A 19,279-nucleotide genomic window follows, 5' to 3' on the forward strand; every position below is an offset into this window, starting at 1 on the left:
ATGCCGCGAATCTCTGACGCCACGCTTCGCGCCCAGATCCCGACGGCCCTTCTCATCGGCGGCGATCAGGCGTTGCTCCAGCGCTGCCAGACGGCGGCGATGGATGTGGGGATCATCGTCAAGGCGTGCCCGGTATCGATGGCCGCCGCGCTCGCGGAAGAGCGTCGGCCGGTGGTCATCGTGGTCACGTCGTCGACTTACGCGCTCGCTCCCGAGGCGTTCGAGGAGATCGCGCGCGACGTGGTCAGCACGCTCGTGCGGGTCGACGAGGCGATGGTGGAAGACGATCTCGGGGCGCTGCTGGCCACGGCGGCGCGCGAGAGCCGCAAGCAACGCTCGCGGCAGCTGACGCCCGGTCGCTATTCGATGATGCCGGCGGACGAGAGCGCGTCGGTGCCGCGGTCGGAGCGCTTGACCATCGGGGTGATGAAGGCGGACCCGGCGTCGCGGCGCGACCCCGAGGCGACGCCGCTGCCGCGCTCGGGGCCGCGCAGCGCGGGCGCGCAGGAGCTCGCGTACCGCGAGCGCGTGGCGGCTGCCGTGGCTGCGCAGCGGCCGGAGCGCTCACGCGCGGAGGCGCCGGGGGAGGCAGCGTACCGCCCGCGCGAGGCGCCGGTGCCGCGCTCGGAGCGCCTGGGGGTCATGGTGGGGCCGCCCTCGTCGCGGGCGCGCCGTGAGCTGCCCGCTCCGACGCCGCTCCCGCCGCCGCCGGCCGCTGGCCCGGTGGTTGCGCGCCGGGACGCGTCCAGGCCGGTGCAGGCATCGCCGGCGGCTGGAGCGTACGTGCGGCGGGATACGCCGCTGGCAGGCTCGCATCCGGCCGAGGCATACGCGCGGCGGGATACGCCGGTGGCTGGCTCGCAGCAGGCCGGGGCGCACGCGCGTCGGGATGCGCCGGCCGCGACGTCTGCACGGCGGGAGGCGTCGGCTCCGCTGCCGCAGCAGGCCGTTCCGAGCTCGCGGCAGCAGGCCGGGGTGGTTCCGCGTCGGGATACGCCGGCGGCGCATGCGCTTCCGCGGCAGGTGCCTCCGTCGCCTGCCGCGCAGCGCGACGTGCAGCCGTGGGAGCAGCGCGACGCGCAGCCGTGGGCGGAGAACATCGGCCTGCAGCCAGGCGCGGCGCCCCCGCAGCGGGAGGCGCTCGCGCTGGGCTCGCAGGACGGCGAGGCGCACGGCGGTCATTCCGCGTCGCCGCCGAGCTCCCATCGCGCGCCGCCGAGCTCCCATCGCGCGCCGCCGAGCTCCCACCGCGCGCCGCCCAGCTCCCATCAAGCGCCGCCGTCCTCTCGCAGAGCGCAGTTCCACGTCGACATCGCTCTCCTGTTCGATGAGCGAGGTCTGCCGCGCGCCGATCCGCAGGCGAAGTGACGCTCGGCCGGGGCGCGCCGGGCGGCTCGTCCGCTGGCGGGGGCGCCGGGCGATCCCTTTGCCGGCGAGGGACCGCGTCCCACGGGTGACCGGCGGCGCGGCGGAGGGTAAGCTTCGCGCGGCCATGACGACAGGGACGAAGCAGGAGTCGATCCACGGAAAGCTCGTTCGCGCGCTCGATCCCGTGCACATCGAGGTGGAGAACGAGAGCCGCATGCACAGCGTGCCGGTGGGCTCGGAGACCCACTTCAAGGTGCTCGTGGTGAGCGAGGCATTCCGGGGCCTGAGCCCGCTCGATCGCCACCGCCGGGTCAACGAGCTGGTGCGCGAGGAGTTCCGCTCCGGGCTGCACGCCCTGACGATCCGCGCGATGACGCCGGACGAGTGGGAGCGGCAGGGGGGCGCGGACTTCCGCTCTCCCCCGTGCCTGGGCGGCTCCAAGGCTGCGCCGGAGCCCGGCGCCAAGTCGGGCTGAGCGGCGAGGCGCGCATGGAGCTCGTCGTCGCCCTCGTCTCGGACCTGCACTTCGGCCCGGAGGCGTCGTTCGGGGGCAAGCTGCGCAAGCTCACGGGCGAGGCGCCCGAGCTGACCCGCGCCTTCGTGAGGCGGATGAACGAGATCACGCGGCCCGATCTCGTCGTGAACCTGGGCGACGACATCGAGGACGAGGGGCCCGAGGCGGACCGGGAGCGCTACGGCGCCTGCATGGCCGCGCTCGGCGGCCTGAAGGCCGAGCTCTTCCACGTCGCCGGCAACCACGACGTGATCCACCTGAGCGAGGCCGAGCTGCTGTCCGCCTGGGGCAGACCCGAGGCGACGCGGCTCCACTACGCCTTCGACCGCGGCGGCTTCCACTTCACGGTCCTTCACACGCGCGAGCGCAAGGATCACGACATCTCGCTCGGGCCAGAGCAGCTCGCCTGGCTCGGCGAGGACCTCGCGGCGTCCCCGCTGCCCAAGATCGTGCTGATGCACCACAGCGCGGCCGATCAGGATCTCCGGGGCAACCGCTGGTTCGAGGGGAGCCCGCACATCTGCCTCGTGCGCGAGCGGCGCGCGATGCGGAAGCTCTTCGAGGAGCACGGCGTGCTCGCCGTCTTCAACGGCCACCTGCACTGGAACCACCTCGACGTGATCCGCGGCATCCCGTACGTGACGCTCCAGAGCCTGATCGAGAACCTCGACGACGACGCGCCGGGCCGCCCCGCCGCGGCGCACGCGGTCGTGCGGCTCGGCCCGAAGCGCATCGTGGTGGAGATCGAGGGCGCGGAGCGGGCGCGGTACCAGTTCGACCGGCGGTAGGGGGCGGAGAGCGCCCGAGCGGGAAATCGAGAATCGAGGTCGGGAATCGACCGGCAGATCCGCTCCATTCCAATGCCCGGTTCCGATCGTCGTTTTCAGGCGTGCGTCGGCTCGGAACTCCAATTGACACCTCATTCCGGGGCGCTTTAGCGTTATTCCGACCGTCATGCGTCGCAACGACTCACGCCTCCGCCCCGCTCTCCTCCTCGCACTCGCCTTGTTCGGCGCCGATTGCGGTGACGATGCCATCTGTTCGCCAGGCGCCCTGTCCGCCTGTTTCCTCGCCGACGGGTCGCTCGGCGCGCAGCAGTGCAGCGCGGATGGCACCGCGTTCGGCGCGTGTGCCCCCGTGGCGAGCGGCTCTGGACGAGGGTGCGAACACCTCGGCGAAGCGTGCTGTCCCGCGCTCCCCGAAGAGCTCGTCGCGGGCTGCGACGCCGCCGCGAGCCAGGCGAACGACGCCGCGTGCGACGATTTCCTCGCGAGCGCCAACGCGGTCGATCTCTGCACCGGAGGGCCCGGGGAGGGTGGGGCGCCGGTGGTCCCCTATGGCCCGAGCTGCGCCGGCCTGCTCGACGCGTGCTGCGCGGCGCTGCCGGCGCAGCTCAGGGAAGCGTGCCACGCGACCGGATTCCGGGGCAATGAGCAGCTGTGTCACCGGTTCCTGGAGAGCGACGCCAAGGACAACGGCTTTTGCGCCGACGTCGACCCCGCGGCCGAGAGCTGCGGTTATCTGTCGGAGCGGTGCTGTCCCTCGCTCCCCGAGGGGGCGCGCGAGCGCTGCGCCGCCCTCGCGGGAGAGTCCGACGCGGCGCGGTGCCTCGACTACCTCGGCGGCGCGGCGGACGCGGGCCGCTGTCCGAGGCTCGCCCCGGACGAGCCGTTCAGCGCGGCCCCGTGCGAGGCGCTGCTCGATACGTGCTGCGCGACGCTCGAGCCTGAGCTTGCGTACGAGTGCGATCTGGCCGCGATGTCCGGCGTCCATGCCCGCTGCGAGGCGTTCACCGGCTCGATCCGCGCGTTCGGCCTCTGCCTCGGCAGCGACGGCGCGGGGGGCGGCGGCGACGACTGCGGGGACACGTCGAGCGACGTGGACAACTGCGGATTCTGCGGCAACGTCTGCGGCGACCAGCACGCGACGCCCTCGTGCGCGGCCGGCAGGTGCTCGCTCGCGTGCGACCTCGGCCACGCCGACTGCGACGGCGAGCCTGCGAACGGCTGCGAGGCGGATGTCGAGGGCGACGCGGACAACTGCGGGGCCTGCGGCAACACCTGCAGCGCGCGCCACGGCGCCGCCACCTGCGTCGCGGGCGCCTGCGAGGTCGCGTGCGACGCCGGGTACGCGGACTGCGACGGCGACGCCTTCACCGGGTGCGAGGTCGCGCTCGCCTCGGACCCGTTCCACTGCGGCGCGTGCGGCAACGACTGCGCGGGCGGCCTCTGCGACGCCGGGGAGTGCGCCCCGGGCGCCACGTCGCTCGCCTCGGGCCTCGCGGTGCCGTCGGCCCTCGTCGTCGACAACAGCGCCCTTTACCTGGTCGGCTTCCAGCACGCCGGCGGCATCGCCGTCCGCGTCGACAAGCTCTCCGGCGGCGCGACGTGCCTCGCCAACGGCGCTCCTCCCGGGGTCGTGGGCTGCAGCGCCGACCGCTTCGAGGACATCGCCCTGCTCGGGGCCGACGCCATCGTCACCGGGTCATCCGGCGTGCTCCGGTACCCCTTGTCGGGCGGCGCCGCCATCCCCCTCACCACCGCGATCCCCGACCCCTGGGCGGTCGTCACCGACGGCAGCGACGTCTGGTTCACCTCGCTCTCTCAGGGCGGGATCTACCGCGTCGACGCCCTCACGAGCGGACAGCGCGCGCAGGAGATCACCGGCGTGTTCTCCGAGCCCGGGGGCGCGCTCGCGAGCGACGCGGAGCACCTCTACTGGTCCCGGACCGACGGCACCGTCGTGAAGCTCCGCAAGGACGGCACCGAGCGGCGCCAGATCGCGTCCGGACAGGTGGTGGACACGACGAACCTCACGCCCCACACCCTCGCCGTCGACGCCGAACACCTCTTCTGGAGCAGCCTGAACGGGTTCGTGTTCCGGCTCGCCAAGGACGGCGCCGACCTCACGGTGCTCGCCGACGATCAGCCGAACCCCGCCGGGATAGCCGTCGATCCCGGCGACGGCGGCGCCGTCTACTGGGCCAACCGCGTCGGCTCGATCCGCAAGGTCCCGAAGGCCGGCGGCGCCGTGACGACGCTCGCCGTCGGCCAGCTCGACGCGATCGCGATCGCCGTCGACGAGGCGTTCGTCTACTGGGCGACCCGGGCGGGGGACGTCCGCAAGATCGCGAAGTGAGCTGAAGAGCAGCCGGGAGATGCAGCGCATGCGTGATCGCGTCGAGGGCAGTCCGTCGCACCGAAGCCCTGTCTCGAGCCGCCTCCGGCGTGTGCCGGCGGTGCGCCTCCTCGGGACGCTCGCCGTGCTGCTCGCCGCCGGGGTGGTGGCGGGCATGGGCTGCGGCCAGGAACCGCCCCCTCCCGCCGTCGCGGCGCCGCCCCTGGGCGCGCAGGCGAACGACGACGCGTGCGCGTGCAGCGGCGGCTTTTATTACAACGGCGAGGCGATCCCGATCGAGGACACCCGGTGTGACAGCTTCGTGTGCGGGCGCGACCTCATCGCCTATCACTGCGTCGACCTCGGCGCGAACGACAACTGGCGCAGCTTCCCGGGGAACAGGTGCGGGGATCTCTCCTGTCCTGGCGCAGGGACCTTCTGCGGCGCGGACGTCGTGAACGGCGAGCCCGCGGCCCTGTACCAGTGCGCGGGCGCGGGGCAGATCCCGCTCGAGTGGACGATCTGCGAGGGGGGCTGCCGCCGCGGGGCGTGCACCGACGCCGCGACGAGCGAGTGCCCGTGCGAGGTCCCGCCCGTCGCCGGCGGCGAGCACATCCCGCGCACCTGTGGGCAACGCGTGTGTTTCCCGACCGGGGCTGGCAGCGACGGGGTGAAGATGGTGTGCACCGCGGACGGGTGGCAGAGCCTGGGGCTCTCGTGCACGCAGCGTGCGGGCACCTGCAACGCCTGCCGCGGGGTGCAGGACAGCTTCGACAACGAGGTCACCACGACCGCGTGCGGCGAGACGATCTGCGGCCTCGGCCACGGCAACCGCAGCGAATGGATCTGCGGAGAAGCGGGGTGGCTCGACCTCAATCGCCCCTGCGAGCCGGGCAAGCCGGAGGAGGAGGGCGCGGAGTTCGGTCGCTGTCCGGAGCAGTTCCAGGACAAGGACGGGAAATGGAAGTCGGTCGAGCAAGGCCAGACCTTCTGCGGTGATCAGGTCTTTCGTAGCCCCTGGAACAACGACCTGGCGCGGAGCTTTGGCGAGCCCTTGATCAAGATCAAGGGAAAGGCGACGCAGCTCTTCGCCTGCCCCGGGCCGGGCGCCCGCCCGGTGCCTTATCGGGACTGCTCAGCGCTCGGCGGCACCGGGGAGTGCAAGCCCGTGCGGGAGCTGCCGGCCATGCACTACCACGAGGTCACCGGCGCGCAGCCCCAGGACGGCGCCAGGACGATCCGCGACTGGGACCGCTGCGACGAGGCGTGCCCCACGGTCACCGACGCGGTGTACACGAGGGTGGGGCCGGACGGCAACCGCTTCTGCCGCCATCTGTTCTGCGGTCAACACGGGATCACCGGCCGCGTTGGGACCTTGTACCAGTGCGCCTACGACGATTGGACGTACTGTCCGCCGTCGGCGGAGTCCACGCGCGCCGTCGTGGGCCGTCCGGTGCCCTACGAGGAGTGCTCTGCGGCGTGCATGCCGCTCGACACCAAGAGCCGAAACGACGTGTGTGATGCCACGTCGGATCAGGAGCCGTTCGGGATCCCGGATCCGACGCCCGAGCCGAGCCCGTCGTCGCGCTGCGACGCCATCCTCGATTACCAGGACAAAGTGGTCCCTCCGGCGTCGCGGCGGCGGGGCGCGAGCGTCTGCGGCCGCGGCGGGCAGGTGTTCGAGTGCCGCGATCGGCAGCTCTACCGCCCCGACGGCTGGCACGCCACGGGGATCTCGTGCGGCACCGCGTGCGGGATCTGCGGCCCGGATCCGTACGGGGTCCAGAGCTCGTTCTGCAGATCGATCACGGAGTTCTTCGGCAACACGTGCAGCGACATCACCGCCGACCCGGCGGCGATCCTGTGCAACAACAGCGATGACGTCCTCCTGAACGACCCTGCCTACTGCGGCCACAACCCCGGCCTGCACGCCGCGGGTGACCCATGGATGCTCTACACGTGCAAGGCGTATTGCGAGCGCGAGGAGGGCGCAGCGACGCGCTGGGTACCGTGCGAGGGGCGCGAAGGCGACGGCCAGAACGGGCGAGAGAGGACGCGGGTCTACCGCTTCGATCACGCGACCTACTGCCCGATGGGGTGCAAGGTCAACGAGCGAGTGAACGACGCGTGCATCGCGCCCACAGGGAACCTCCAGTTCCCGTTCCCCGACCACAAGATGATCCAGAACATAGGCCACAAGCCGGGCTGGAATGAGGGCCGGCACCTCGGCGAGGACATCGGCAAGGCGAGCGGCCGGACGGAGGGCACCTACGTCTTCCCGATCGCCCCTGGCAAGCTCCTCCGGGCGGGCATCAACTGCTCGCAGTACCTCGGCATCGCGCTCGTCGAGCACCGCTTCAAGGAGAACGGCGAGGAGAAGCGGTTCTGCTCCTTCTACGGGCACCTCGACGTGGATGAGCTGGCGATGACCCTCGTGGGACAGGACATCGGCACCGACACGCCGCTCGGGAAGATCGCCTATTGGGACGACATCCCGAGACAACACAACCTCTATTGCGACACCAAGTGGACGGAGTGCCCGGCGAAGGACAGCTTCCCCTGCGATCCGGGCAATTCGCACCTGCACTACGCGGTGCTCTCCCACGCCGAGTGCGCGCGCTTCGACGACGGGGGCGGCGCGCCGCCCGGGTACGATGAGTGCAACACCGCATCGGCGGTCGGGTACCTCGACACGGAGACGCGGATCGAGTCCTATACCGCGCTCGACGGGACCTGCACGATCCCCATCTCGAGCCCCGACGGATACATCTCCCCGGAGTGGTTCGTGACCTCTCGTCTACATTGATCCACCGCGCGCGCCAGCGTCGAGCGCCGGGCGGGGAGGCGTCCTCGGCTTGACCGGCGCCTCGCGCGGGCAGGCGCGCGACGTCAGGCGGAGGTCGGCGGGAGCGGCATCACGCACTCCACGAAATAGCGCAGGATGTCCTGCGGGGTGATGATCCCGACGAGGCGCCCCTCGCGCACCACCGGCAGATGGTGGATCCGGTTCGCGCGCAGCAGGGTCATCACTTCGTCCGTGGGCATGAACTCGTCCACGCAGATGGGCGGGGTGCTCATCACGTCTGCAGCCGTCATGCCTGCGTACTCCTTGCGCAGGAGCACGCCCAGGAGATCCGTCTCGCTGACGAACCCGACGATGTGGTGCCCCCCGTCGATGACCGGCGCGCCGCTCAGGTGATGGTTGGCGAACAGCTGCAACATGTCGGTGACCGGCGTGCCCTGCTCCAAAGCGATAACGCGCTCGGTCATCAGATTGCGCGCATGGCCCTTCATGGTCCGGTGCATGTAATGATCAACACGCAGCGACGTCAAGGGCGTCGACGCACCGCGCCGAGCAGCCCGTCCAGCCGCCGTCCTTCCGCAACGCCCCCGCCCCAGCGCCCTCCGTCGCGCAACCGCTGCGGACGGCCGGGGGCGCAACGCACCGGCCGGCTCGGCCGACCTCGGCACCCCCTGCCGGCCGCCCCGGCGGCCAGCGGGCCCGCCGGGGGAGCTCAGGGAGTCGACGGCGGGGCCCGGGAGGCGCAGGCCCGGGCCGTCGTCCGCTCGGATGGATCGCTCCCCGCCGAGCGCCTTTCCGGGCGCCTCCCGGCGAGGAGGTTGGCTGTCGGCGACAGGCCATCGTGTCGCCACCATCGCACTTCGACCGCACCCCATCGCTCCTCCGTCCCCGGTGCCCAGCATCGCTGTCCGTGATGCCTTGGACAGAGCAGGAGTCTCGCGCCAACAGCGCCAACAGAGCGATCGCGCCGCGACACAAAAAAAGAGACCATTGCGTGCGCGTCGGTCTTTGCCCGGCGGGGTATCAGTGACATCTTTCCATTTGTCTCTGTAGCGGAGATGGCCCCATCGGCCGCTCCGACTCGTGGGCTTCTTCGCGGCTCGTGCATCTGAACAAGATCACGCACCGGTGTTCGATGCGCGTACCCCTTGGCCCGCGCCTCGGCGCCGGTCGTTTCGGGAGCTCGTGGGCCATGCGCTCATGGGCATCCCAGGGGGGCGTTATCCATGGAGCATTCGCCGAAGCTAGCTGCACTCCTCCTGGCCATCGCTGCGCTCTTCGCGAGCGCGTGCGCGGTGGCGCTCGATCCGGACGCTCCGGCCGAGGACGCCGGGGACGCCGCGTCCCAGGCCGCCCAGACGGCGAACGCGCTGACGTCGAACGCGCTCACGTCGAACGCGCTCACGTCGAACGCGCTCACGTCGAAGGCGCTCACGTCGAACGCGCTCACGGCCGAGGCGCTCTCGGGCCACCCGCGCACGGCCGAGGCGCTCCGCGACCCGGCCGCGCGCACCCTGCTGAAGTACGTCGCGGGCTGCGCGCTGCCCGCGGGTGAAGGCTTCACCGTCGCCGTCGACGGCGACGAGTTCTCCTTCCCAGGGGAGCTCGGCCTCGCGGCGAGCTGGGGCGAGGAGGGCGGCGCCTGCGACGAAGCGTGCCGGTCCTGGGTCAGCGGCTGCGTCCTCGCCCGCGTCAATTACCTCGGGCACAAGGTGAACATCTCCGTCCGCGGAGATCGCAAGGAGCTCCAGGCCGGCAAGGTCGAGCGCGCGGCCTACCCGACGCGCGAGGCCACCTACTACGGTGACATCTTCGCGCCGCTGCCTCGCTACAACGCGTGCCTCCCCCCCGAGGCCTCGTCGCTCGCGCGCGCCTGCGGGCCCTCGCTCGAGACGTGCGCGATCAAGGTCGCCGGCTCGTGCGACAGCCTGTGCGACGAGCCGAACAGCGACGGAAGCTTCCCGAACTGCCGCGGCAAGATCCGCAGCAGCTCGGGCAAGCTCATCGTCGAGAGGACGCCGAACCCCGGCTCGGTCACCGTGTTCCTGCGCTGACGTGGGCCACGCGGAGATCATCGCGGGGCGCTTCGTCGTCGAGGGCGAGGCCGCCTCCGGAGGGATGGGCACCGTCTACAAGGCGTACGACCGCCTCGGCGGCGCGGCGGTCGCCCTCAAGATTGTCCGGCTGAGGAACGAGATCCAGATCGAGCGGTTCGAGCGGGAGGCCGCCCTCCTCGCCGCGCTCGTCCACCCGGGCATCGTTCGCTACGTCGCGCACGGCAGCACCCCGGAAGGCGATCGCTACCTCGCCATGGAGTGGCTCGACGGCGAGGACCTCGCCGCGCGCCTCGCGCGCCGCGTCCTGCCGGCGAGCGAGGGGCTCTTGCTCGTGCGCCGGGCCGCCGACGCCCTCGCGTTCGCGCACGCGCGCGGCATCGTCCACCGCGACATCAAGCCGAGCAACCTCTTCCTCCCGGGCGGGGACGCCGGGCGGGTCAAGCTCGTCGACTTCGGCATCGCGCGGCCCAGCAGCGACGCGGGGCGCGTCACCGTCACCGGCGGCGTCCTCGGCACGCCGGGGTACATGGCCCCGGAGCAGGTCGAGGCGCACAGCGTGCCCGACCCGCGCGGCGACGTGTTCTCCCTCGGGTGCGTCCTCTTCGAGTGCCTCGCCGGCCAGCCCGCCTTCGCGAGCGCGAGCCCGATGGCTTCGCTCAGCAGGGTGCTGCTGATGAGCCCGCCCCGCCTCCGCGACGTGCGCGCGGACGCGCCGGCACCGCTCGACGAGCTCGTCGCGCGCATGCTCTCCAGGCAGCCCGGCGACCGCCCGCGCGACGGCGCCGAGGTCGCGGCCGAGCTCGACCGGATCGCCGCGATGCGGGGCGGGTGGACCGCGCCGCCCGACGCGCCGACGCTCGCGGGCGGCGCGCCGCCCGACGCGCCGGCCCACGGCCTCGCCCCGCGCGACCGCGCCGCCCTCACGCTGGGCGAGCAGCGCGTCGTGAGCCTCGTCTTCCTCGGCGAGCCCGGCCACGGCGCAGCCCGGGCGCCGCAGCCCGCCCCGCAGGCCCCCCAGGAGGCCCCTGGCGAGCCGCCGCCCGCCTCGCGCAGGTCGCAACCGCCCGCCTCGCGCAGGTCGCAGCTGCCGCCCGGATCGAGCAGGTCGCAGCCGTCCACGTCGAGCGCCCGGGCCGCGGAGATCCGCTCGCTCATCGAGCTCCACGGCGGCAGGCTCACGCAGCTCGTCCCGGGCGTGGAGATCGTCATGATGTCCGGGCCCGGCAGCGCCGTGGATCGCGCCGAGCGCGCCGCCCAGTGCGCGCTCGCCCTCCGCACCGAGCTCCCGGGCGCACCGCTCTGCGTCATCACGGGGCGGGGCGTCTTCTCCGCGGGCCTCGCCGAGGGCGACGTGATCGACCGCGGCCTCGCCGAGCTCCGCGCGGCGCTCGATGAGCGTGAGGTGCGCGCGGTGCGCATCGACGGCGCGACCGCCGACATGCTCGGCCCGCGCTTCATCGTCGCGCACGCCGCACCCTCGGCGCCGGGCGGGCCGCTCTTCCTTTACGGCGAGCGCGCCGTGGACGAGATCGCCCCCGCCTTGCTCGGGAAGCGCACCCCGTGCGTCGGCCGCGCCCGCGAGCTCTCGATGCTCCACGGCGTGCTCGCCGGCTGCATCTCCGAGGCGCTCGCGAGCGCGGTGCTCGTCCTCGGGCCGCCCGGCGCCGGCAAGTCCCGGCTCCGCCTGGAGCTCTTCGCCGCCCTGCGGCAGCGGGACGAGCCGATCGAGATCCTCTGGGGCCGCGCCGACTCGGGCTCTCCCGGCTCGCCGTTCGGCATGATCGCGGACGTGCTCTGCCGGGCCGCCGGCCTCCGCGCGCGCGACCCGGCGTGGGCGCGGCAACGCAAGCTGAAGCAGCGGCTCGGGCGTCACCTGGGCGGCCCGGCGCTCGATCGCGCGGCGGCGTTCCTCGGCGAGATCAGCGGCGCGCCGTCACCAGAGCACGCCCGCCTGGTGCGGGCGGCGCGCCAGAGCGCCACCGGCATGAGCGACGGCGTGGGAGCCGCCTGGGAGGACTGGCTCGCCGCCGAGTGCGCCGCGCGCCCGGTGCTCCTCGCGCTCGAGGACCTCCACTGGGGCGACGCCGCCACCGTGCGCCTGCTCGACGCGACGCTGCGGAATCTCCGCGAGCTCCCGCTCATCCTGCTCGCGCTCGCGCGCCCGGACGTCCACCGGCTGTTCCCGAGCTTGTGGGCCGAGCGCGAGGTGCAGACGATCAAGCTCGGCCCGCTGCCGCGCCGCGCGAGCGCGGAGCTCGTGCGCGCCGCGCTCGGCGAGCCCGTGCCCGAGGGCGTGGTCGCGCACCTCGTCGAGCGCGCCGGCGGCAACCCGTTCTACCTGGAAGAGCTCATCCGCGCGGTCGCGAGCGGCAAGGAGGAGCTCCTGCCCGACTCGGTGCTCGGCACGGTGGAGGCGCGGCTCGACGCCGAGGGCAACGAGGGCAAGCGCGTGCTCCGGGCGGCCAGCATCTTCGGCGATCGCTTCTCGAAGCGCGGCGTCGCGGCGCTGCTCGGCGGCGAGGAGCGCCTCGCCGACGTGGAGGCCTGGCTGACGGCGCTCGCCGACCGCGAGCTCGTCGCGCCGGCCTCGGCGTCGGCGGGCCTCGCCGACGCCGCCGACTACGTCTTCCGCCACACGCTCGTCCGCGAGGCCGCGTACGCCATGCTGACCGAGCGCGACCGCGCCCTCGGCCACCGGCTCGCGGGCGCGTGGCTCGAGCGGAGCGCCTCCGCCGATCCGCGGGGCGTGGCCGAGCACTTCCGCCGCGGCGGAGAGCCCGGCCGCGCGGTGCGCTGGTACCGCCGCGCGGCCGAGCAGTCGCTCGAGGCGAACGACCTGCGCGCCGCGATCGAGCGCGCCGCGTGCGGCGAGGCGTGCGGCGCCGAGGGCGAGGATCTCGGCGCGCTCCGGCTGGTCGCGGCCGAGGTCAACGTCTGGACGGGCGACCTCGCGGCGGCCGAGGAGCTGGGCGCGTCCGCGGCCGAGCTGCTCCCCGCCGGCTGCGCCGGGTGGTTCCGGGCGGTCACCCAGATCGCCGCCGCGGCCGGGAAGCTCGGCGCGGTCGACCGCGTTGCGCGGTGGGCCGCCGTCGCCGAGGGGATGTCCGCGGCGCTGCCCTCCTACGCGTCCGCGGCGCCTCCCACGTTCGCGTCCGCGGCGCCGCCGCCCTGGGTGCCCCCGGCGCCGCCCTCCGTTGCGCAGGCGGGGCCGCCGTCCTTCGCGCCCCCGGCGCCGCTATCCGCCGCGTCCGCGGCGCTGTCCTCCGGCGCGGCCGCGCTGCGCCGCGCCCGGATCGCGTGCTTCTGCGAGTGCGGCGCGCAGCTCGTCTTCGGCGGCCGCTACGCCGAGGCCGACGCGCTGCTCGCGCGCATCGACGAGGACCTCCGCGCGCATCCGCCGCCGGACGCCGAGCTCGTCGCGATGGCGCAGCAGCTCCGCGCGATCCGCGCCTCGGCCGGCGGCGATCCCGAGGCGTGCCTCGAGGGCCTGGAGGCGGCGCTCGCGGCCTTCGAGCAGGCCGGGGACAGGCGCAGCGCGTGCGTGATCGGCGCGAACCTCGGCTTCATCTACGCCGAGCTCGGCGAGCTCGGGGCGGCCGAGTCCGTCCTGCGCGCGGCCCTGGAGGCCGCGGACCGGATGGGGCTGCGCGAGCTCGAGACGGTGGCGCTGCACAACCTCGGCCACGCGCTCGGGCAGCTCGGCAAGCTCGACGAGGCGCAGCTCGTCGAGCGGCGCGCGGTGGAGGCGTTCCAGCAGCGGGGCGACCTCCGCATGGAGGGCGTGGCGCGGACCTACCTCGCGAAGATCGCGCTCCTCTCCGGCGACGCCGCGACCGCCGAGCGGGAGGCGCGCGCGGCCGAGGCGGCGCTGCACGTGGCCCCCCGGCTGCGCGCGGCCGCCGTGGCGGTGCGCGCGCGGGCGCTGCTCGCCGCGGGCGAGGTCGCGGCGGCGCTCGGCGCGGCGCGGGCGGCGTTCGGCGAGCTCGCGGCGCTCGGATCCCTGGAAGAAGGCGAGTCGCTCGTGCGGCTCGCCTACGCCGAGGCGCTCGCGGCGTCCGGCGCCCACGGCGAGGCGGCCGCGGTGCTCTCGGAGGCCAGGGAGCTCCTGCTCGCGCGGGCGCGGCGGATCGCGGACCCGCGGCGGCGCGAGCGGTTCCTGACGGCGGTGCCCGAGAACGCGCGCATCGTCCGCGGCGCCACGGCGACCTAGCCGCCCCGAGGGCGCGCGCCCTCCGCCTCGCCCGTCCGCGTGTCCCAGGCCCTCGCCGCGACATGAGCGGTTGGGCGCCCCCGCGCTGATGCCCTGTCGCTCCGCCTGGACCGACGTGACCCGTGAAGGGGAGGACACCTGTCTTCCGATTGTCCAGGATACGCGAGGTGCTTGTCGCGCTGAGAGCCTGTGAGTTCTGCTTGATTCGAATTAAACAAATACTCTATCAGAGGTGACAGGTGATCAGACGAGCTCATTCCTCCAGCATGCGCGCTGCACGACCCACCGCCGTCACACCCGCTCGAAATCAGAGAGTCGAGAGAAAACGATGGGCCGGGCGCCGGATGTGGATTGACGCATTGCGGTGCACGGCGGGAGCTGTCGTGGTGCTGCTCTCGCAAGGATGCGTCGCGTCGATGGACGAGCCGGCGGACGTGGAGCGCGCCGAGGTCGGCGAGGGCGCGCTGGCGATGAAGAGCTATGCGCAGACGCGGTATCCGATCGTGCTCTGTCACGGGATGGCCGGCTTCAAGGCGATGTTCGGGGTGATCGACTACTTCGGTGGGATCGCGGCGGCGCTGCGCTCCGGCGGAGCGGAGGTGTACGCCACCGAGGTGCCCCAGTTCGACAGCACCGAGGCGCGGGGGGAGGCGCTGCTCGCGCAGGTCGAGGATATCGTCGCGCGCACCGGGAGCGGGAAGGTCAACCTGGTCGGGCACAGCCATGGCGGGCTCGACGCCCGGTATGTCGCCGCGGTGCGGCCGGATCTCATTGCCTCGGTGACCACCATCGGGTCTCCGCATCAGGGGGCCGAGCTCGCCAGTTTCCTCCAGGAGAACCTGCGGGAGGGCGGGTTCGCGGAGGGGGCGCTCTCGTTCCTCGCCAACGGCCTCGGCGCCGTGCTCAGCCTGCTCAGCGGGCACACGGCGCCTCAGGACGCGATCGCCGCCGTCAGATCGCTGTCCGCCGCCGGGATGCGCGAGTTCAACGCGCGTTACCCCGCCGGGCTGCCCGACGGCCGGTGCGGGCAGGGCCCCGCCGAGGAGGGCGGCGTGCGCTTCTTCTCGTGGTCGGGGACAGCGGTCGTCACGAGCCTCATCGATCCGACGGACCTGACGCTCAAGCTCATCTCCACGCTGTATTCGGAGTCGAACGACGGGATGGTGGGCAGGTGCAGCTCCCATTTCGGGGAGGTGGTCCGCGACGACTATGCGATGAACCACCTCGACGAGGTCAATCAGCTCTTCGGGTTTATCAACCTGTCTGGCCCGAACCCGAAGTCCGTGTTCCGGTCGCACGCGAGCCGGCTGAAGGCCGTCGGCCTCTAACCTTCTGGAGGGCTCTTCGTGGCGCGTCGTGGCAGGACCGCTTTCTTCGTGGCAATGGCGCTCGTCGCGACGGTCGGCGTGGGGCGCCTCCTCTCGGGGGAGCGGCCTCGACCGGCGGCGCCCTCTGGCAGGTCGAATGACGGGGCCGCGCGCCCCGGTCGGAAGGAGGCGCTGCCCGCGCTGTCGGTGGCGCCGGCCCCCACGCGCCTCCGGCAGGCGCTGTCGGTCTCGCGGCCTCACGCGGCGCCGCGCCCGCCGGCGATCGCCGCGCCGCCCTCGCTCCGCGGCACCGGCGTCGACGGCGCGGTGATCGCCGACGAGCGCGGCGATCTGGTCGTCGGCCCGGAGCTGCTCGGGCTGTTCGACTACTTCCTCAGCGCCACCGGCGAGGAGCCGGCGCCGGCGATCAGGGCCCGCGTCGTCGCGGCGATCCGGGAGCGGGCGACGGGGCGCGCGGCGGAGCAGGCGATCGCGCTGTTCGACCGGTACCTCGGCTACCGCGAGGCGGCCGGCGGGGCGCGCGTCGAGCAGGAGGCCGATCCGGCGGCGCGCCTCGACGCGCTGCGCGCGATCCGGCGCGCATGGTTCGGCGAGGCGGCCGCGGCGCGGCTGTTCGGCGACGAGGAGCGGGAGATCGAGGCGGCGATCGAGGAGTCCCGCATCCTCGCGGACGAGGCCCTCTCGCCGGAGGAGCGCGACGCGCGGATCGCGGAGGTCGAGGCGGCGCTCCCGGAGGCCGTCCGCGAGGCGCGGGAGGCGGCGACGCGCCCGCTCGCGCAGCAGGCCGAGGAGCAGGCGCTCCGGGACGCGGGCGCCTCGGACGAGGCGCTGCACGCGCACCGGGTCGCGACCGTGGGCCCCGAGGCCGCGGACCGGCTCGCGGAGCTCGACCGGCAGCGGGCGGCCTGGCAGCAGCGCCTCGACGCGTTCGCCGGCGCGCGCGCGGACATCGAGGCGACGGTGGCCGATCCCGACGCGCGGCGCGCCGAGGAGGAGGCGCTGCTCGAGGGCTCGTTCACGCCCGAGGAGCGGCTGCGCGTGCGGGCGATCCTGGGCCTCCCGCGGTGACGGGCGCGCCTACAGCGATCCGCTGATCGAGAGCCCGAGCCCGTCGGGGGTGACGAGCGGGGCTGCGCCCACCTGGAGGACCTGGCCGCGCTGCAGCGGCACGCGCACCTGCCGAGGCATGGCGATGCCGCCGAGCAGCATCCCCAGGCCGACGGCTTGCCCGGCGCCGAGGAGGGAGAGGCCGACCGCGCTGGCCGCCGTCGGCCGCCCCGTGCCGAGGTGGATCCACGGACCCGCGAGGGGGATCAGCAGCGAGGCGGGGTTGGCCGAGGTGCGTTCGTGGCGCCGGACGACGAAGCAGGCGCCCTGGGAGCACTGCGGCACCAGCCGGATCCGCACCTCCGGCTGCGCGAGGGAGAGGGCGGCGCCGCGGACGGCCGACGCGACCCAGAAGCCGCCCAGGGTCGACGCGCCCGCGATGATCCAGCGCGCCCTCCGCGGGTTCGCGACGTAGGCGGCGGTCGCGACCCGCTGCGGGGCGCGCTGCGCGATGGTCGCGGTCTGCCGCGACGGCGTGACACGACCCTGCGCCGGCGCCTGAGGCGAGATGGCCTGAGGCGAGGCCGCCTGCGTCGCGTCAGCGGCGGAGGCGCTGGAGATGCCGAGACAGAGGCCGATCCCGAGAAGCCCGGCGAGCCCCTGGACGACGCCTTTACCCCTTGTTGACCTACCGCTGGTTCTCCCCGTCTTCGAAGTCCACATGCGCCCCTCCCGGTGCCATCGACGCACCTGCGCTGGAGAGAGCAAGCCTCGGGCCTCCTGCGGGAGATGCCTTTCGCCCCCGTCGCTCGAGTGCCCGGGATCCGGCCAGGGAGGTGCAGTGAGCACAGAGGGCAAGGAGCGCACAGCGATTCTCTGCGATTCCCTCGGAGTCCTCGGCGCCTCTGTGATTCCGCTTCCTGGCGAAGAGGTGCCGAGTCCCGCGCCCCGGGAAGACGTCGCAGACGAGGAGCGTCTGACACCGCCAGGCCCGGGGATCCGCGGCGCTCTCGAATTTTTCGAGAAAATTGAACAGGGAGGCGGGGAGACGGGGAGTACAATCCCCAAAATCTCCCCGTCTCCCCGCCTCCCTGTTCAATTTTCTGCTGAAAATGCCAACAAATGAGGGATTTGTCAGGCCGCAATCCGCACGTGGGAAGCCGACGATGACGTTCCGACCCGTCCGACCCGATCGAGCCGCCGCGCGCCTCCGGCTCGCCGCTCTGGGGTGTCTGCTGAGCGTCCCGTGCGGTGGCCTCCTCGGGTGCGACGACGCGCCGACGCCGGCGCCGGCCGCCGCCGCGCCGGGCGGCATGCCTTTGCACCACATGACGGCGGCGGAGTACAACAGCACCGTCGCCCACCTCCTCGGGACGAGCCTGCGACCGGCGGACAGCTTCCCGGCCGCCGGCGCGAAGGGCTTCGACGCAAACGTCGGCGCGCTCTCGAGCCTCTCGCAGGTCCTGGTCCAGGGGTATTACGACGCCGCCAGGCAGCTCGCCGCGGACGCCTTCTCGAACGAGGCGCGGCGCGCGGCGATCCTCGTGTGTGATCCCGGGGCGGGCGCGGGCGACGGGTGCGCGCGCGACATCATCGCGCGCTTCGGGCTGCGGGCCTTCCGGCGCCCGCTCGAAGCGGCGGAGGTCGAGCGCTACGCGGCGCAGTACACCCACGCGGTGACCGCGCTCGAGATGTCCCCGGTCGAGGCGGTGCAGCACGTCGTCCGCGCGCTGCTGACGTCGCCGAATTTCCTCCTCAGGATCGAGCTCGGCCCCGACGCGGCGGGGTCGCCGGGCGCCCTCAACGGCTACGAGATCGCGTCACGCCTCTCGTACCTGCTCTGGAGCTCGCTCCCGGACGACGCGCTCCTCGACGCGGCGGCGCGCGATGAGCTGGCCACCGAGGGCGATCTCCGCCCGCAGGTCGATCGCATGCTGGCCGACCCGAAGAGCGCCGCGTTCTTCCGGAACTTCTTCGGGCAATGGCTCGGGACCCGCACGCTCCCCAGCCACGAGGCCGACGCGGCCCTGTTCCCCCCATGGAGCCACGAGCTCAGGGGCGCGATGCTCGACCAGGCCAACGCGTACTTCGCCGCTTTCACGACGGGCGAGCGGCCCTGGTCCGAGTTCCTGACGGCGCCTCACCCGGAGAGCCCGCAGCTCGCGCCGATCTACGAGAACGATCCGGAGGGCGCGCGCGGCGGCTTCCTCACGCTCCCGGCGTTCCTCACGCTGTCGTCCCACGCCGACAGGACCTCTCCCACGTCCCGCGCAAAGACGATCCTGGCGCAGCTCTTCTGCACCCCCCTGGCCCCTCCCGCCGGCGTGGATATCCCGGAGCTCGACGCCGCGGGCGGGGACGCGATCCCCATCGACAACGTGCGCAAGAAGCTAGAGAAGCACCGGGAGTCGCCCGACTGCGCGAGCTGCCACGACGTGCTCGACCCCATCGGGCTGAGCCTCGAGCACTTCGACCCGATCGGCGCCTACCGGACCGCGTACCCGAACGGCGACGCGATCGACGCGACGGGCGTCTACGAGGGCACGGCGTTCGATGACGTCTCCGGCCTCGTGCCCGCGCTGAAGAAGGCCGCCGCGTCGGGGACGTGCCCGACGGAGCAGCTGTTCGCCTACGCCTTGCGCCGGAGCCCGACGTCGCAGGACAGGCCCGAGATCAAGGCGATCGCCGCGGCCTGGTCCGGCGGGACCATCGGAGAGCTGGTGAAGCGGATCGTGACGAGCGAGGCGTTCCGCCTGCGGCACGGGAACGGGCAGGGAGGCGCGCCATGATGGGGCTCGGGTCATCGGCGTCGGCGCTGCGCGAGCCCGGGCAGGA

Annotated in this window: 12 protein-coding genes; 10 read left to right on the forward strand and 2 right to left on the reverse strand. The window is 73.3% G+C overall.

What is annotated here, in order from left to right:
- The 5 genes from WMF12_RS18445 (at window position 1) to WMF12_RS18465 (ending at window position 7,805) form a co-directional block, all read left to right on the forward strand.
- Window positions 1–1,368: a hypothetical protein gene (locus tag WMF12_RS18445; RefSeq protein ID WP_437872872.1), complete on the forward strand. Its 1,368-nt coding sequence runs from the start codon at window positions 1–3 to the stop codon at window positions 1,366–1,368.
- 124 nt (window positions 1,369–1,492) lie between these two features.
- Window positions 1,493–1,843: a BolA family protein gene (locus tag WMF12_RS18450; RefSeq protein WP_437872873.1), complete on the forward strand. Its 351-nt coding sequence runs from the start codon at window positions 1,493–1,495 to the stop codon at window positions 1,841–1,843.
- Window positions 1,844–1,857: 14 nt separating this feature from the next.
- The gene (locus WMF12_RS18455) at window positions 1,858–2,670 is read left to right on the forward strand and encodes a metallophosphoesterase family protein (protein ID WP_437746962.1); all 813 of its coding nucleotides are present in this window, start codon (window positions 1,858–1,860) and stop codon (window positions 2,668–2,670) included.
- Between the two features lie 166 nt (window positions 2,671–2,836).
- Window positions 2,837–5,020 (forward strand): hypothetical protein, encoded by a 2,184-nt coding sequence (locus WMF12_RS18460; protein ID WP_437872874.1) that lies wholly within the window; start codon window positions 2,837–2,839, stop codon window positions 5,018–5,020.
- 28 nt (window positions 5,021–5,048) lie between these two features.
- The gene (locus WMF12_RS18465) at window positions 5,049–7,805 is read left to right on the forward strand and encodes a hypothetical protein (protein WP_437872875.1); all 2,757 of its coding nucleotides are present in this window, start codon (window positions 5,049–5,051) and stop codon (window positions 7,803–7,805) included.
- Window positions 7,806–7,888: 83 nt separating this feature from the next.
- Here WMF12_RS18465 and WMF12_RS18470 read toward each other — a convergent pair whose 3' ends face one another.
- Window positions 7,889–8,332: a CBS domain-containing protein gene (locus tag WMF12_RS18470; RefSeq protein WP_437872876.1), complete on the reverse strand. Its 444-nt coding sequence runs from the start codon at window positions 8,330–8,332 to the stop codon at window positions 7,889–7,891.
- A gap of 696 nt (window positions 8,333–9,028) precedes the next feature.
- Between WMF12_RS18470 and WMF12_RS18475 the strand changes: the two genes are divergently transcribed.
- The 4 genes from WMF12_RS18475 to WMF12_RS18490 all read left to right on the forward strand — a co-directional run bounded on the left by WMF12_RS18475 (window position 9,029) and on the right by WMF12_RS18490 (window position 16,465).
- Window positions 9,029–9,856 (forward strand): hypothetical protein, encoded by an 828-nt coding sequence (locus WMF12_RS18475; protein WP_437872877.1) that lies wholly within the window; start codon window positions 9,029–9,031, stop codon window positions 9,854–9,856.
- Between the two features lies 1 nt (window position 9,857).
- Window positions 9,858–14,069, forward strand: coding sequence for a serine/threonine-protein kinase (locus WMF12_RS18480; protein ID WP_437872878.1), 4,212 nt, complete (start codon window positions 9,858–9,860; stop codon window positions 14,067–14,069).
- Window positions 14,070–14,485: 416 nt separating this feature from the next.
- Entirely contained in the window at window positions 14,486–15,397 is a 912-nt protein-coding gene (locus tag WMF12_RS18485; RefSeq protein WP_437872879.1) for an esterase/lipase family protein, read from the forward strand.
- A 54-nt stretch (window positions 15,398–15,451) separates the two neighbouring features.
- On the forward strand, window positions 15,452–16,465 hold the full coding sequence (locus WMF12_RS18490) for a lipase secretion chaperone (protein ID WP_437873868.1): 1,014 nt from the start codon (window positions 15,452–15,454) through the stop codon (window positions 16,463–16,465).
- Window positions 16,466–16,474: 9 nt separating this feature from the next.
- Here the strand turns inward: WMF12_RS18490 and WMF12_RS18495 are convergent, their stop codons facing one another.
- Window positions 16,475–17,167 (reverse strand): hypothetical protein, encoded by a 693-nt coding sequence (locus WMF12_RS18495; protein ID WP_437872881.1) that lies wholly within the window; start codon window positions 17,165–17,167, stop codon window positions 16,475–16,477.
- Window positions 17,168–17,610: 443 nt separating this feature from the next.
- Here WMF12_RS18495 and WMF12_RS18500 point away from each other — a divergent pair, with 443 nt between their 5' ends.
- Window positions 17,611–19,233: a DUF1592 domain-containing protein gene (locus tag WMF12_RS18500; protein ID WP_437872882.1), complete on the forward strand. Its 1,623-nt coding sequence runs from the start codon at window positions 17,611–17,613 to the stop codon at window positions 19,231–19,233.
- Window positions 19,234–19,279 lie beyond the last annotated feature (46 nt).

This window comes from Sorangium sp. So ce363, assembly GCF_051520435.1.
In the GTDB taxonomy this organism is placed as follows: domain Bacteria; phylum Myxococcota_A; class Polyangia; order Polyangiales; family Polyangiaceae; genus Sorangium; species Sorangium cellulosum_B.